Source organism: Levilactobacillus acidifarinae DSM 19394 = JCM 15949 (assembly GCF_001434835.1).
Taxonomy (GTDB): Bacteria; Bacillota; Bacilli; order Lactobacillales; family Lactobacillaceae; genus Levilactobacillus; species Levilactobacillus acidifarinae.
On sequence record NZ_AZDV01000026.1, the window covers coordinates 334,483 to 349,050 of the forward strand.

Genomic DNA, 14,568 nt, shown 5'->3' on the forward strand with positions numbered 1-14,568 from the left:
AGCTCGATAAACTAGTAACGATTACGTCTTCAGTCAATCTGGATCCTCGCCAAACCTAAGACCTTACCCATCATCGGGGTGGTTTTGTGACCTATGCCCGTGAGAAGTCGGCGGGAGATGGTGCGGTCAGTCTGGTGGGAGCCCAAGGCCTACGGCAAGTTTTTGCAGGGATTCATGGTCGTTATGCCGAGCAGATTTTCTATGGTCCCACAGCACAACATTCTGCGTTAACGCGGTATAATCTGCAGGTGCCCCAAGCGATTGCCCAGTTTTTGAAAAGCTAAGTTAAAGCCCCAGCCTCCTGAAATTATTTCAGGAAACTGGGGCTTTTAAGCGTTCTTTTAAAGAGATTACCGCCAAGCCACGGTCATTAGCTGCCGTTCGTTTTGCGGGTGTTGTAACTCGTCAACTAGGGCCACGGCCATGTCGGCATAGCTGATGGACGAGTCGCCGTTGTGATCGGCGAGTAACACGTCGTGACCAGTTTGATAGGTCCCCGTGGCGGGGCCGGTCGGCAAGTAGTTCATCGGCGGCGCCACGTAGGTCCAGTTGAGACCGCTGGTTTGTAAGACTTGACGGGCCTTTAAGTGTTCGCGACTCGAATGACGCATGATGAGGGGCAGGGTGTCCCCCACCGTTTTGGTGCGCTGTTCGTCGAGAAATAACGTTGCGCCGGACCCCACGACCAGCAACCGGGTCGGTGTCCCGGTTAAGCAATCAACCAGGTGCTGATTGACCCGGGGGTAGTCGCTCTTTTTCCCCGAGGCGAAGGTACACAATACCGCGTCGAAGGGGGCCAGGTCCATCGCGGTCAACGCGAATAAATCCTTTTCGATGGTGGGAACCGTGACGGTTAAACGGTCGGCGTGGCGCACGATGGCCGTGACGTCGAGGTGCCGGGCTAAGGCCACGTCCAGGACTGCGCGGCCGGTTTTACCCGTCGCGCCAATAATGGCTAATTTCATCAGATTTCCTCCTTACTTAATTCTTAAGGGACAGGATGATCAAGCCCCTTTATGACTAATTTAAGCATACCCAGTTTTAGGACCCGGCACAACGAATTTGACCGCGGTAGAAGCGTAATCCATGAAACTGCTTACGCGGTGGTGTATCATGGTCTTATGCGTCACGACTTAAATATTGAAGAGCGAGGTAATTTCATGGAAACGACACAGTTAAGCAACGGCGTCACCATCCCCATGTTAGGATTCGGGACCTACTTAATCGACAGTAAGGACGTCCCCGCGGCCATCAAGACCGCTTTAGATGCCGGGTACCGGCACTTAGATTGCGCGCACATCTACGGCAACGAACCCGCCGTTGGTGCGGCCATCAAGGCCTCCGGCGTCGACCGGTCCGACCTGTTCATCACGTCCAAGGTTTGGAACGCCGATCAAGGCTACGACAAGACCTTAGCCGCCTTTGACAAGACGTTAAACGACTTGGAATTGGACTACCTGGACCTGTACTTGATCCACTGGCCGAACGAAAAGAACTTCGACTTAACCTTAGATACTTGGCGCGCCCTAGAAACCCTGTACCAACAAAAGAAGGTTCGGGCCATTGGGGTCTCCAACTTCTCAAAAGACCAACTCGAAAAGGTCTTCGCCATGGCTAAGGTTAAACCCATGGTCAACCAAATCGAACGCCATCCGTACAAGGTTCAAGCTGCACTGGGTCAATTCGACACGGATAACGGCCTCGTTAACGAAGGATATTCTCCAATTGGTCACGGTCACTTGATCTTAGAGGACCCCGTGATTACCAAGTTAGCGGCCAAGTACGGTAAGACGCCGGCCCAAATCGTCCTGCGGTGGCAAGTCGACACCGGCTTCGTGGTCTTCCCGAAGTCTTCGAAGCCTGCGCGGGTCAAGGAAAACTTTGAAATCTCTGGCTTCCACCTGACTGACGATGAAATCAAGGAAATCAATGGCTTAGACCAAGATAAGCATTTAAACTACGACTAAACGAAAATGTAACCTTAAAAAGGCACCGCATCTCGTCCAAAGACGAGGGCGGTGCCTTTGCTTTATTTAGGCCGTAAAACCAATCAAAACGGCTAACCGACCGGGCTTAGTCGATCGGTAACCCAGACTCACGATGCCCGCGGTGACCACCAGACTCAGGCCAATCAGCCACCAGAGGGCATTGGCGTAACCGTGCGCGCCACCGCCGTACAGGGCGTTAAACGTGAGGTAAACGCCCTGAGACATTGGCGTGTGTTCGCTTAGCCAGCGGTAAAAACTGTTCAGGGCCGGGCGGGGAATGATGGCGCCACTGGCGAGGACTTGACTGACGAGCAGCGGCAGTTGCAGGAGCATCGACGGTAATCCGCCGGCTAGCAGGGCCAAGGCGAAGGTGAATTCAAACGTGGCGCACCCAAAGAGCAGTTGCGCGCCCAGCAGGTGCCAGAAGGTCGTCCCGGAAAACTGAATCAAACACCGCAGGACGCCCACGGTAAACAACGGAGCAATCAACACGCCCAGTAGACCGTTGAGTTGAGCGGCCAGTAAGGCCGACCACTTGCCTAAAACGTGGCGCGCACTCATAAAGAGGAGGCTTAAGACCAAACTCATTAGCATGAGCCCTAAGTAGGCCCCTAAGTTCAAAAACATGGGCGCAAATTGGTACTGATAATTGCTAGGCAGGTGATGTAACTTGGTCGTGGTTACGGTCACGTGGCCGGTTAAATTTTGGGCTGCCGCGGTGGCCTGCTTTTTGACTTGGGGCATAAGTTGTGCCTGAAATTTAGCTTGGACCTGGCGTTTCACCCGTTGTTGAAGGGCCTTTAGCTGCTGAGGGTGTTGGGCGATAGTGGGCTGCTTGGCGATGGCCGCCTGCATGAGTTGCTTGGCCTGCGCTTGGGCCGCCGTCTGATGTTGCTTGGCCAACTGCGCACCGGCCGTTTTAGCGAGCGCTTGGGTGGTCTTGACGGTGGTCAACTGCTGGGCCACCTGCGTGGTAACTTGGGTGGTCACGTTTTTGGTGACCATGTTGTGCAGTAACCCGTTAGACTGGTTTTCAATGTACGTTAATTTAGGGGCCTGACCACGCGTCACGGCGGTCGCAAAGCCCGCTTTAATCCGAATAATCAACGCGACTTGGCGCGCGTTGAGTTGGTGCTTCGCGTGCGTTAGGCTCGTGGTGGTCGTAGTCACTTTGAATGGCAAATTATCCCGTAAGTGCCGGGTCACTTGTTGGGAGGCCGTCGACCGGTCTTGGTCTAAAATGACCACCCGTAAATTCTGGGTACCGGTCGGGAGCTTACTGAACCCGGGCACGGCCGCACCAACAAATAAGACGCCACAGACGGCGGCAATCAGGATGGCCATGTAGGCTAGGGGATGCTGAAACCATTTTTTCATGGGAGAGAACCCGCTTTCAATTTAGTTTTGCGCGCAGGAACGTGAATGATTATAATAGACACCGGGCCAGATATCTCACGTCACCGATAGTATATAATGCCGTAAAAGTAGCGTCAATTGTGGGGTTGAGATAATGGACACTTTTCAAAAACTGATTAGGGGGACCACCCAGTGAGCCAACGAGAAACGGATCAGCGTTACCTAAAAACGCAGACTAAACTTTATCAGGCGTTAATCGAGTTACTAAAACACCAGTCGTTTGACGACATCACCGTTCGCGCGCTGTGTCGCCAAGCGGCCGTGAGCCGCAGCGGATTTTACCTGCATTTCGTGGATAAGTACGCGTTAGTGGACAGCTACGAGCAAACGCTGGTGCGGCGAGGAATGCAGCTCTTCTACGATTATCGTGATCAGGGGTTGGCGACCATGTACACCCAGTTACTCACTCTGATTAACGACCAAGGCGCCTTGATTACCCTGTTGTTATCGCGCAAGGGGTCGGCCGAGATTCAGCAGCGGGTGAAGACCCTGCTGCGCCAAAACGCGGAAGCCAATATTCTCCCACATTACGGGCTAAAAAGTCCGTCACCAACCGCTCAGCGTTATCTGATTGCGTTGACGACCGGGGCGGTCTTGAGTGTTTTACAGGAGTGGTTGGATACGGGACGGCAGGAATCGCCCGCCGAGTTAGTGGGTGTGATGCGCGACCAGGTTTTACCGATCATTCGACAAGGGCAGTTTCGGTTGTCCTAGATGGCGGGAGTGCCATGTGGAAAATTATGAATCCTGTTTTTCAATATAGCCGTTTATACCTTCAAATCCCCCTTGTTATGCTTAAAAAATCTAGCGAAGTGGGACGCCCCTTTACAGCGCCCCGTGAAAACTGGTATAAAGGACTTAACCTTTAAGCCAAGAGAGGACCTTACCCATGCAACGAAAATATCGTGATTATTTTGCCTACCTGAAAACCATCAATCCGGACCCCAACGCGTCGTTTATTGCGGTCAGTCCGGCCAACGTGCAGAAAACAGACCCGGAAAAGTTTGCCCCGTTGACCGCCCGGGCCGGTCGACGGTGGGGCGTCATCCTGTTCCACGCCCTGTATAGCAACAAGACCACCAAGAAAACCCACGTCCCTTACGCGGTGGTGCACGACGACACCTTTAGTCGGGACTGGGACGGCATCGACCGCAGTGAGTTTGACGTCGACGTGGCCATCCTGGTCCAGTGCCAAATGCTGCAGGTCAAAGAAGTTCAGGGGTTAACGCGCTTAATCATGCGTTACCCCGAACCATTGGCCAGCCTAGCCGACCTGCGGATCAAAGGCATCGACCAGATTAACCCCGGGTAACCCACAACTGCCATCCGATTTGCCGGAAGACGCTTGACAGGGTTAGTGTGAAACATTATAGTTAGATTAAGAATTAATGAGGAGCTCATGATATGTCATTACCGTTGACCCACCAAAAAATCAACCAACGCTTTGCCTTTTGGTATTTTCGCTAGTGTTTGTGCCCGCAACTGAGGTGCAAACACGACTTCGTGCTTTGCATCGATGCGGCGTGCCAAAAGTTTTTTGTGGTTCTGCGGCGCCCATGGATGTGTTTAATCCAAGGGTGGCTCAAAATAAGATTTTTTAGATAACACACCCTTGGTCGAGCGTCCAGGGGTGTGTTTTTATTTTGACCGCCACGAGTCCCAGATACCTGCGTCACAATCTGAGGAGGAATGTTTATGTCCATTAGTCCCGAAAGCTTAACCCATCACATGAATCACGCCATCGCCGAGATCCAACCGTCCGACATCTTGGCCTTCAACGCCGAAATCGCCAACATCCCCGGCATTATCCGGTTGACGTTAGGCGAACCCGATTTCAACACGCCCGAACACGTTAAACAGGCGGCCATTCGTAGCATCGAAAACAACGAAAGTCACTACGCGCCGTCTAACGGGACGCCAGCGTTACGTCAGGCCGCGGCGAACTTCTTAGCCACTAAGTACGACCTGCACTACGATCCGGCCAACGAAATCATCGTGACGGCCGGCGCCACCGAGGGGATTTACACGGCGTTAACGTCGATTCTAAATCCCGGCGACGAGGTCCTCATTCCCACGCCGATTTTTCCATTGTACATTGCCGTGGCTAAGGTCAACGGCGCCGTGCCGGTCTTCATGGATACCTCCGCGGACGGTTTCGTCTTAACACCGGAGAAGTTGAAAGCCACCTTGGCCGCCCATCCCAAGACCAAGGCCGTCGTGCTCAACTTCCCGTCCAACCCCACCGGCGTAACCTACCGGGCGGCCGATTTAAAAGCTTTGGCCGCCGTCTTGGCGGATCAATCCATTTTTGTCCTATCCGATGAAATTTACAGCGAACTGACCTACGGGGCCACCCACGTGTCGATTGCCCAGTACTTACCGAACCAGACCATCCTGTTAAACGGGGTCTCCAAGTCCCACGCGATGACCGGCTGGCGGATTGGGCTGATGTGCGCCCCGAAAGCCATTACGGCCCAACTCGGTAAGATTCACCAATTTACGATCACTTCAACGACCACCAACGCCCAAGCCGCAGCGGCCGAAGCCCTCGCTAACGGCCTCGACGACGGGCAACAAATGAAACAGAAATACCAGGCCCGCCGCGATTACCTCGTCGCCGCTCTCGATCAGATTGGCTTCAAGTCGGCCAAACCGGAAGGGGCGTTCTACCTCTTCAGTAAGATCCCGGCCGGGTTGCCCCAAGACAGCATGGCTTTCTGTCGCGAATTGGCCCACGAGGCCCGCGTGGCGTTGATTCCGGGGAGTTCGTTTGGCCCCGGTGGGGAAGGCTACGTGCGGATCAGCTACGCCGCCTCGCTGGCCGACTTAAAGACGGCCGTCGAGAGAATGACGACTTACGTGGCCGCTAAGGGTTTGACAAAGGAGTAAAACATGAAAATTTTAATGTACAGCGTGCGGCCCGACGAACAGGCCGCCATTCACGACTGGGCGGACCGGCACCAGGTCCAGGTCGATACCAATGACTTAGAGTTTCATCCGGACACGGCGCACCTGGCGCAGGGTTACGACGGCCTGATCATCCAGCAACGCAGTGCCATCGGGGATGACCCCAGTGTTTACCAGCAGTTGGCCGACTGGGGGTTCAAACAGTTGACTAGTCGGACCGCCGGGGTAGATACCATCGACGTGGCGGCGGCCAAGACGGCCGGGCTAACGGTGACCAACGTACCGGCCTATTCCCCCAACTCGGTGGCCGAAATGGCGGTGGCCCAGACCATGCGGCTGATTCGTAACCTGGAGCTGTTCGACCGGCGCATCGGCCAGCAGAACTTCCAGTGGGCCGGGTTACAAGCTCGCGAAATTCGCTCACTAACGGTCGGCATCATTGGCGCCGGTCGCATCGGGGGCGTGGCCGCCCGGTTGTTCCACGGATTGGGTGCCAAGGTGATTGCCTTTGATCCGGTGCACCACGCCGAACTCACGGACGTCTTGACCTACGTGGATACGAAAGAAGACCTGTTAAAACAGGCCGACGTGGTGGACCTCCATGTAGATTTGAACCCCACGTCGCAGGGGTTACTAGACGCGGCGGCGTTCAAGCTAATGAAAAATGACGCCTTCGTGGTCAACGCCTCGCGGGGGCCGGTCATCGTCACCGCCGACCTGGTCGCCGCCTTAAAGGCCGGGGAATTGGCCGGTGCAGCCCTTGACACGGTCGAAGGCGAGGCGGCGTTATTTAACCAGAATCACGCCGATGACGTGTTACAAGACCCGTTGATTGCCCAGCTGATGCAGATGCCTAACGTGATGATTACGCCGCACGTGGGTTTTTACACCAACCTGGCCGTCAAGAACATGGTCGACATCAGTCTCGACGACGTGTTGGCGATTGCCCAGGGTGGAACCAGCAAACATACGATTTAAGCCGAAAAATAAATAAACCCGCATCCCGGACGTCAATGTCTCCGGGCGCGGGTTTTTATAGTTAGAAGTCGTTCAGTAGACTTTGTCTGTATTTTACGGTACTATGTACACACGAAGAAAGGTGGGATTTCTCATGATTAATCCTGACGACCTAAATCAAGAAGTTAAATTATTTAAAAATGGAAATTCTTATGCTTTTCGGGTGTCTAAAAAGGACCGTGAGTTTCTAGACGTTGATGACCAAACAAAATTCGAAAAGGTGGTTTCGCCAGATGGTCAGTCCATTACCTTTAAAAAGGTTAAGACGACTCGTCCTAATATTTTAGAAACCGCTAACGAATTATTTGATGAGCACGCCGATTTAATGAAACGGTTGGAAGATCTATGATCTATTTAACGCGAGAAGAATATATTAGCATTAATCAGTTGGTTTTACGCAAGGCCAATAGTTCGGTAATTGGTGTTCAATACCCTCAAGGATTGGATATTGTGGTGGAACAACCTGGTCAGGTTTTATTTGGCCGCGTCCTCTATCCCAATATCTGGATTAAAGCCGCATTTATTATTCAAAAGATTACGAAGAAACATATTTTCCAAGATGGTAATAAACGAACGGCGTTACTAGCGGGACTAACCTTTTTAAAAGTTGATGGTTATCGACTCTCATTCACTAGCGATGAAGGGGAAAGCTTGATTCTAAGTGTGCCCGATAGTCCCGATAATGAAGAGATTATGTTAACCCTCGCAGAATGGTTAAAAAAGCATTGTGTCAATTTTAAAGATTAGAAACTAACCTAAACACGCTACCCCAACGTTATCGAAAACGTCAGGGTAGCGTGTTTAGGTTATTCTGGCGATGTTTCCCGGCCCAGTCGGGAGCGAATCCGGCTCAGCGACACGGGGGTCATCCCCAAATAGGTCGCAATCTCGTGAAGCGGCACCCGATCGAGGACTTCGGGGTTATCGGCGACTAAGGCCTGATACCGCCCGGTCGGGGTGGCTTGCAACTGAGTGTAGACGCGCCGCCGGTAGGCCATAAACCGTTCGCATAACCAGCGGTTGAGGCTGACCTCGAACTCGGGGTAGGCCTGCCGTAAGACGTCGAAATTCGTCTTCGATAATGTCAGTAGCGTCGTTGGTTCCAAGGTGGTAATGGCCGACTCGCTGGGCTGTTGCAGGTAGAAACTTTCAAACGACGCAACGGGTTGGTTCTCGAAGAAAAACTGAAAGGTGATGTCCTTACCGCTCGCGGTCGTCCGCCACATGCGCAGGCTGCCCTGAACAATCAAATAGAGGGTCGTGGCCACGTCGCCGGCCGCTAATAACGTGGTCTGCGCGGGCACCGTTTGGGTCTGAAACTTAGGCTGAATGGTGGCCCAGTGCGCTGCTAGCTCCGGAAATTTGACCCGTAAATAGGCGGGTAAGTCGTTAGTCATGTTTAATGCCTCCCTTAACAATTGTTAATGCAAGACCGAATCGTCCCGGTTAAACTAAAGCCATCAATCTAATAAAGAGGGCTTTTTAAATGAAAACAGTGATTATCTTTGACCACCCCTACACGGCCACGGCCAGTGAAAACGTGCCCCACCACCGGGCCTTTCTGGCGGCGTTGGCCCGCCAGGTCACCCAACAACTCGTCGCGCAGCACCAGGAAGTGGACCTCATCGATTTACACGCCGATCACTTTGACCCGGTGATGTCGGCGGCCGAACTTGGTCGCTGGCGCCAGGGGCAACCGGTCAACGACCAAGTGGCCGACTATCAGCAGCGGCTGTTGGCGGCCGACCAGATCATCTTCATGTTTCCGGTCTGGTGGGAGGTCATGCCGGCGATGACGAAGGGCTTCTTGGACAAGGTCTACGCCAAGGGGCAGCTCTACGCAGCCCCTTCAATGCAAACTAAGCTGGTCAAACATCCCCAGATTCGACTCATCACCACCATGAGCACGCCGAACTGGGCGTACCGCTGGGTGTTCGGGGCGCCATTGATCAAGGCACTACGCCGCGGGACGTTTTACAAGACGCGGTTATGGCACGTGCGCTGGCAGAACTTCGCCCAGGTGGAGAAAAAATCGTTAGCCGAGCGGCAACAACTATTGTCTAATTTTAAATTGAAATAGACAACTTTTTTAGACGGGGTCCCTCACTGGGCCCCGTTTATTTAGTTAGCGCCGAAAAGTCGACCGCGGTCACGGGGTTACCGTGCTGGCGAATCAACGCCAAGAGGTCGGTCGTTTTCAGACAGACCGTGGCCGTGTTGTCGTTGGGGTGCACGCCAATGAGTCCCGGTTCGTTTAGAAAGGCTTGGTCGATAAAAAAGTTAATCCGGCGCGAATCGTCGTTTAAGAGTCCTAGTGGGGTGACCGCCCCGGGGATCACGCCCAGGCGGGTCTTTAAGTCTTGCGCCGACGCAAACGTTAACCGGCGCGTGTGAAATTGTTGCCGGAAGGCCTTGAGGTCCACTCGTAGGTCCCCCTTGACCGTTAACAGGTAGTAGGTGTGATGGTGATCATCGCAAACCAAAAGATTTTTAGCCTCGGCTTCCGGATAGGGCAGTTCGACGGCGGTAACTTCCGCCATGCTGGAAACGGCCGAATGCTCGGTGATTTCGTGCCAGAGATGTTGCTGATCAAGTAAGGCGTAAATCGCCGTTTTATCCATAATTAACACTCCTTGGGTGGTGTGGTGGCGTGCGTTTCAAAATTCTGTTGGACGGTAGTCATGATCCGGCTAAAGGCCTGTCGGTCGGCCGCGTCGAGTCCGGTGAAGGCGATGGCTTCAACGTTGGCCCAAATCTGTTGGGCTTGGTGCGCCAGGTCGCGGCCCTTCGCCGTGAGGAAGACCAGGGTGACGCGCTTATCCGCCGTCGATTTCCGGGTCCTGACCAGGTCATTTTTTTGCATCCGGGCAACCGACTTAGCCACCGCGGAATGGTTCAAGCGTAACTGTTGGACCAACGCATTTTGCGACTGACCATCTTGTTCTAATAAAGTTAATAAAATTAAATCCTGACCGGCATGTAGCCCCAACTGGGCAATTTTTGCCGTGGTGACCTGGCGGTGCGCCGTCACCAAGTTAATGATGGCCTTGCCAATTGGGTATTCTTCTAGCGCCATAGAACGGCCTCCTTCAAAAAGATGAACAAATGTGTTGCCAGGAACATAAAATCGTGATAACCTATTTTGTGTTGCCAGGAACATATTTAGTTTACCAAGGTAACCATTATCTGTCAAAGAAGAGGTGGGCATATGGATTTAACTAAAAGTATTGACGCGAACGGCAAGGCCTACAACAAAACGGTCTTAGTCCTCGCGATTATCATTGGTGGGTTTATGACCGTCTTAACGGAAACCCTCCTGAATAACGGGTTAGCCAACATTGCCCAGGGATTTCACATTTCTTTGGCGACGGCCCAGTGGATCTCAACGGCGAACTTATTGACGATTGGGGTCATGATTCCCATTTCGGCGGTCTTTCTGTACAAGTTTGACTCGAAAAAACTGTACTTAACGGCGTTAGGAATCTTTCTGGCCGGGACCGTTCTGGCCTACGTCGCCCCGACGTTTGGCTGGCTGCTCGCCGGTCGGGTGGTTCAGGCCGTCGGGGTCGGCATCATCATGCCGTTCATGCGCAATATCATGGTCCTGATTTACCCGGCTAATCAGCGGGGGATGGCCATGGGGATCACCGGGGTGGTGATTGCCTTGGCCCCGGCCATCGGCCCCACGTTATCCGGCTGGATCTTGGCCACACACACTTGGCGGGCGTTGTTCGGTGTGCTGATTCCCGTCACGGTGGCGGTGATGGTGCTGGTGGTCGTCGGGATGCGCAAACTCATTCCCACGACCAACCCACCGTTAGACCTACCGTCCGTGCTGTATTCCGGTTTCGGTTTTGCCGGGATCCTCTACGGTTTTTCGACGATCGGCAGTAACTGGGGCCTAAGCCTCATCGTGATCCTGGTGGGGGCTGGGCTAGTGGCATTGTTGCTCCACCGGCAAACTAAGTTGAAGGACCCCATGTTAAACGTGACGGTTTTTCGGTACTCGACGTTTAACCTCAGCGTGGTGTTAAGCAGTCTGGGGCAATTATCTTTACTGGGGATGCAGGTGCTAGTTCCGGTGTACCTGCAAAGCGCCTTTCACTTGTCGGCGTTAACCACGGGACTATTAATGCTTCCCGGGGCGCTGCTCATGGGCGTGGTCAACCCCTTGTCCGGGATGTTGTTTGATCGTTACGGCATTCGTAAACTGGCCATTAGCGGCTTCTTGATTGCCGGTCTGGCTACGGTACCCTTTATTTTCTTTACGCACAGCGTGTCACTGGTCTGGGTGGGGAGTGCCTACGCCGTCTGGATGGTCGGCATCTCGCTCATGTTGATGCAACTGGCGACCGCCGGGATCAACGTCTTACCGGTCAAATTGATTGCTCACGGGAACGCCATCAACACCATGGCCGGTCAAATTGCCGGGGCGATTGCCACGGCGTTATTGATCTCCGTCAGCGGCATCATTAACGCCGCCACCCACAGCACGGTATTGGGGTACCAGGTGGCTTTCGGTGTACTCGTCATTTTATTGGCCGTGGGCGTCCTAGCCTCGCTACGTTTCAAGCGCGAGCCCCAACTCACGCCGCAAACCAATTAATCTCAAGGAGTTGTGATGCAGATGAAAAAAGTTTTAATGGTGGTGGGTTCCTTACGCCAGGACTCGTTTAACCGTACCGTGGCGCAAACCATCGCCACCCAATTAGAAGAGCAGGGCGTAACCGTTAACTTTGCGACGATTGCGGACCTGCCGTTAATGAACCAGGACTTTGAATTTCCCGTCCCCGCCGCCGTGCAGCGGTTCCGCGACCAGGTTCAAGCCGCCGATGGGTTATGGATCGTCACACCAGAATATAACGAGATGATTCCCGGTGGGTTAAAAAACGCGCTGGACTGGCTATCCCGTCCGGTCACGCCCGGTACGTTTGGTTCACCGGAGTTTCTTCAGGGTAAACCGGTCATGTTGACCGGCGCTGGGGGCAAAAAGGCGGCCAAGGTGGGGCTGAGCCACTTAAAGACGCTCCTGATTGATCTTCATGGGTCTGACGCCCCAGGACCCCGTGGTGGGGTTGCAGATCCCAACCCAAGCCTTCATGACGGGGAAGTTCGCCCTATCACCGGAACAACAAACGGCGGTCGGTCAACAAGTTGCGGCGTGGCGTTAAGGTTCCGCCGAAACTAGGGTATACTGGTGGAGATAAAGTCAAAACTGCGTCAACGATGGAGGATGGTTAAATGCCACGGTCCAACTCAGAACTAAATACCCAGGTTCAAGTCTTTAAGGCGCTGGCCGATCCGACCCGCCTGGCGATTTTGAAACTCCTCAAACGAGCGCCGGAAGCCCTGATATGTGGTCAGGTGGGCGCCCAGTTAGGTATCAGCAAGACGTCCGGGTCCTATCATTTTAAACTACTAGAGGCCGCCGAGTTGATCATCGTAAACAAGGTAGCCCGCGAAAAGTACGTCACGTTAAACCAGGCCGTCATTGACCGGGACGTGACTCAATTTTACCAGCAGCTATAAGCTTAGCCGGATCCTAAATCGTATTTTGATTTGGGACCCGGCTTTTGCTTGTCTTTCGTTTAGGGGCGTGGTAGGTTGATTATAGTTCAAAAACGTTTGAACTATAATTGTGCAGCAAGAATGGGGAGAAGGACATGATGACGAAGCAACCGCTACACCCGATTTGGCTTCTGGTTTTAACGTCGTTGGGTTTTTTTATGTCAATGATGGATTCGATGATTGTCACCACGGCGGCCACCGCGATTCGTACGGATTTTCACATTTCGGTGACAACGCTCCAATGGGCGTTTAACGCTTATAACATCACGATTGCCGCCGTTTTATTGGTTGGCGTTGCACTTGGTGAATGGTTTGGCCGCCGCAAGGGTTATCTCTGGGGCTTAACGATTTTTACGGTGGGTTCGGTGTTCTGCGCGCTGGCCCCCAATATTGATTGGTTGATTGGCGCTCGGGTTATCGCTGGCGTGGGGGCCTCGGTGATGACGCCGTTATCTATGGCCATTTTAACCAACGCTTTGCCGGTATCGCAACGAGGTAAAGCGTTGGGCATCTGGGGTGGTATCGGTGGCTTGGCCCTGATTATTGGCCCGTCGTTGGGCGGCCTGATCGTTTCGCGACTAGCCTGGCCGTGGATCTTTTGGTTGAACGTTCCGGTAGGGTTGCTCGCCGTGACGCTCTCCTTGAAGTACCTGCCCGAAAGTACCGGCACTCGGGTGGTCCTCCACCCGTTAGACGTAGTGGCTCTGGTGGGGGGCCTGGCAGGAATCGTCTGGGCCCTCGCCGTGCTACCCACGACCAGTCACCAAGTGGGAGTCCTCGTCGTTTTCGTTGTTAGTGGGGGCTTGAGCGGGTGGTTTTTGTGGCGCCAACGGCGAACGACCCAGCCGCTGGTTCCCCTCAGTCTATTTGCCTCCCGGCGCTTTACCGGCGGCAACCTGGCCACTTTCTTACTTTACGCCGCCATGTACGGAGTGGTGTTCTTCCTGCCGCAATTCCTGCAGGTGGTTCGGGGGACCGATGCCTTGCACGCGGGGCTGGAGATCCTACCCTGGACGGGAACGTTGGTCTTAGTCGCACCGGTGGCCGGTAAGCTGGTCGATCGTTTCGGTGAACGACCACTGGCCTTATGGGGATTGGGGCTGCAGGGGGGTGGTTACCTATTATTGGCGTTTCTTGCCCCTAGTTCGGCATACGGCCTGTTGATTCCACCACTAGTATTGGCCGGTAGTGGGTTATCGTTGGCGGGACCGGCCCTGCAAAAGGTGGTGTTAGGGGCCGTTGAGCGACCCGCCCTGGGTCAGGCCGCCGGGATTTACAACGTTTGTCGCTTGTTGGGTGGCGCGGTCGGTACTGCCGCGGCCGTTCTTTTGTTCACGCGGTTTGGCAATCCGCAGAGTGCGACCAGTTTTTTGACTGGCTTTCAGGTCACCATGGTGGGAATGGGCGCGTTGTCGCTCATGGGTTTAGGGGTTGCCTGGCCGTTGGTTAGCCAATCGGTATTGGATTCGGAATCGTTACAAAACTAAGTTAATCTATCGAAATTAGCATGACGGTAAGCTCGATATACCATGGGATTTACCGTCTTTTTTAACGGGGTGGCTCCCGATGATGCTCGGCTTTACAGGCAAACTGAATTTGTCTATAGTTGAACTACCGAATCAGAACTTATGGGAGGGACTGACGTTCATAGACTGGGAAACACTTTTTCAGT

General features: G+C 53.7%; 18 protein-coding genes. 13 read left to right on the forward strand and 5 right to left on the reverse strand.

Annotated features, from left to right (window positions below; translation table 11 throughout):
• Positions 1–86: 86 nt before the first annotated feature.
• Positions 87–284: an alpha/beta hydrolase gene (locus FD25_RS14110; protein WP_146999880.1), complete on the forward strand. Its 198-nt coding sequence runs from the start codon at positions 87–89 to the stop codon at positions 282–284.
• A gap of 66 nt (positions 285–350) precedes the next feature.
• Here FD25_RS14110 and FD25_RS09330 read toward each other — a convergent pair whose 3' ends face one another.
• Positions 351–965, reverse strand: coding sequence for an NAD(P)-dependent oxidoreductase (locus tag FD25_RS09330; RefSeq protein ID WP_057803565.1), 615 nt, complete (start codon positions 963–965; stop codon positions 351–353).
• A gap of 195 nt (positions 966–1,160) precedes the next feature.
• On the opposite strand from FD25_RS09330, the gene FD25_RS09335 reads away from it, so the two are divergent.
• A complete protein-coding gene (locus tag FD25_RS09335) occupies positions 1,161–1,967 on the forward strand; it encodes an aldo/keto reductase (protein ID WP_057803566.1) in 807 nt (268 codons plus the stop codon).
• Between the two features lie 66 nt (positions 1,968–2,033).
• On the opposite strand, the gene FD25_RS09340 is transcribed toward FD25_RS09335, so the two are convergent.
• Positions 2,034–3,365, reverse strand: coding sequence for an ABC transporter permease (locus tag FD25_RS09340; RefSeq protein ID WP_057803568.1), 1,332 nt, complete (start codon positions 3,363–3,365; stop codon positions 2,034–2,036).
• 171 nt (positions 3,366–3,536) lie between these two features.
• Here FD25_RS09340 and FD25_RS09345 point away from each other — a divergent pair, with 171 nt between their 5' ends.
• The 6 genes from FD25_RS09345 to FD25_RS09370 all read left to right on the forward strand — a co-directional run bounded on the left by FD25_RS09345 (position 3,537) and on the right by FD25_RS09370 (position 8,075).
• Positions 3,537–4,118, forward strand: coding sequence for a TetR/AcrR family transcriptional regulator (locus FD25_RS09345; RefSeq protein ID WP_057803570.1), 582 nt, complete (start codon positions 3,537–3,539; stop codon positions 4,116–4,118).
• Between the two features lie 175 nt (positions 4,119–4,293).
• On the forward strand, positions 4,294–4,716 hold the full coding sequence (locus tag FD25_RS09350) for a hypothetical protein (protein ID WP_057803572.1): 423 nt from the start codon (positions 4,294–4,296) through the stop codon (positions 4,714–4,716).
• A gap of 383 nt (positions 4,717–5,099) precedes the next feature.
• Complete coding sequence (locus tag FD25_RS09355; RefSeq protein ID WP_057803575.1) at positions 5,100–6,293, forward strand: aminotransferase class I/II-fold pyridoxal phosphate-dependent enzyme; 1,194 nt, start codon at positions 5,100–5,102, stop codon at positions 6,291–6,293.
• A 3-nt stretch (positions 6,294–6,296) separates the two neighbouring features.
• Positions 6,297–7,289, forward strand: coding sequence for a D-2-hydroxyacid dehydrogenase (locus tag FD25_RS09360; protein ID WP_057803577.1), 993 nt, complete (start codon positions 6,297–6,299; stop codon positions 7,287–7,289).
• Positions 7,290–7,422: 133 nt separating this feature from the next.
• A complete protein-coding gene (locus tag FD25_RS09365; protein ID WP_057803578.1) occupies positions 7,423–7,677 on the forward strand; it encodes a hypothetical protein in 255 nt (84 codons plus the stop codon).
• Complete coding sequence (locus tag FD25_RS09370; RefSeq protein ID WP_057803580.1) at positions 7,674–8,075, forward strand: type II toxin-antitoxin system death-on-curing family toxin; 402 nt, start codon at positions 7,674–7,676, stop codon at positions 8,073–8,075. Before FD25_RS09365 ends, FD25_RS09370 begins: the two co-directional genes overlap by 4 nt.
• Before the next feature lie 59 nt (positions 8,076–8,134).
• Here FD25_RS09370 and FD25_RS09375 read toward each other — a convergent pair whose 3' ends face one another.
• Positions 8,135–8,725, reverse strand: a complete 591-nt coding sequence (locus FD25_RS09375) for a Crp/Fnr family transcriptional regulator (RefSeq protein WP_057803583.1) — start codon at positions 8,723–8,725, stop codon at positions 8,135–8,137.
• 89 nt (positions 8,726–8,814) lie between these two features.
• On the opposite strand from FD25_RS09375, the gene FD25_RS09380 reads away from it, so the two are divergent.
• Positions 8,815–9,408, forward strand: a complete 594-nt coding sequence (locus FD25_RS09380; protein ID WP_057803585.1) for an NAD(P)H-dependent oxidoreductase — start codon at positions 8,815–8,817, stop codon at positions 9,406–9,408.
• A gap of 37 nt (positions 9,409–9,445) precedes the next feature.
• Here the strand turns inward: FD25_RS09380 and FD25_RS09385 are convergent, their stop codons facing one another.
• Both FD25_RS09385 and FD25_RS09390 read right to left on the reverse strand, forming a co-directional pair.
• Entirely contained in the window at positions 9,446–9,949 is a 504-nt protein-coding gene (locus FD25_RS09385) for a prolyl-tRNA synthetase associated domain-containing protein (RefSeq protein ID WP_057803587.1), read from the reverse strand.
• Between the two features lie 2 nt (positions 9,950–9,951).
• Positions 9,952–10,404: a MarR family winged helix-turn-helix transcriptional regulator gene (locus FD25_RS09390; protein WP_057803589.1), complete on the reverse strand. Its 453-nt coding sequence runs from the start codon at positions 10,402–10,404 to the stop codon at positions 9,952–9,954.
• 132 nt (positions 10,405–10,536) lie between these two features.
• On the opposite strand from FD25_RS09390, the gene FD25_RS09395 reads away from it, so the two are divergent.
• The 4 genes from FD25_RS09395 (at position 10,537) to FD25_RS09410 (ending at position 14,383) form a co-directional block, all read left to right on the forward strand.
• Positions 10,537–11,934, forward strand: coding sequence for a DHA2 family efflux MFS transporter permease subunit (locus FD25_RS09395; RefSeq protein ID WP_057803591.1), 1,398 nt, complete (start codon positions 10,537–10,539; stop codon positions 11,932–11,934).
• 21 nt (positions 11,935–11,955) lie between these two features.
• A complete protein-coding gene (locus FD25_RS09400) occupies positions 11,956–12,516 on the forward strand; it encodes an NADPH-dependent FMN reductase (protein WP_202814016.1) in 561 nt (186 codons plus the stop codon).
• Positions 12,517–12,569: 53 nt separating this feature from the next.
• Positions 12,570–12,857, forward strand: a complete 288-nt coding sequence (locus tag FD25_RS09405; RefSeq protein ID WP_057803594.1) for an ArsR/SmtB family transcription factor — start codon at positions 12,570–12,572, stop codon at positions 12,855–12,857.
• A gap of 137 nt (positions 12,858–12,994) precedes the next feature.
• Positions 12,995–14,383 carry an MFS transporter gene (locus FD25_RS09410; protein WP_057804307.1) on the forward strand — a complete coding sequence of 463 codons (1,389 nt, stop codon included), beginning with the start codon at positions 12,995–12,997 and terminating at the stop codon, positions 14,381–14,383.
• Positions 14,384–14,568: the final 185 nt, after the last annotated feature.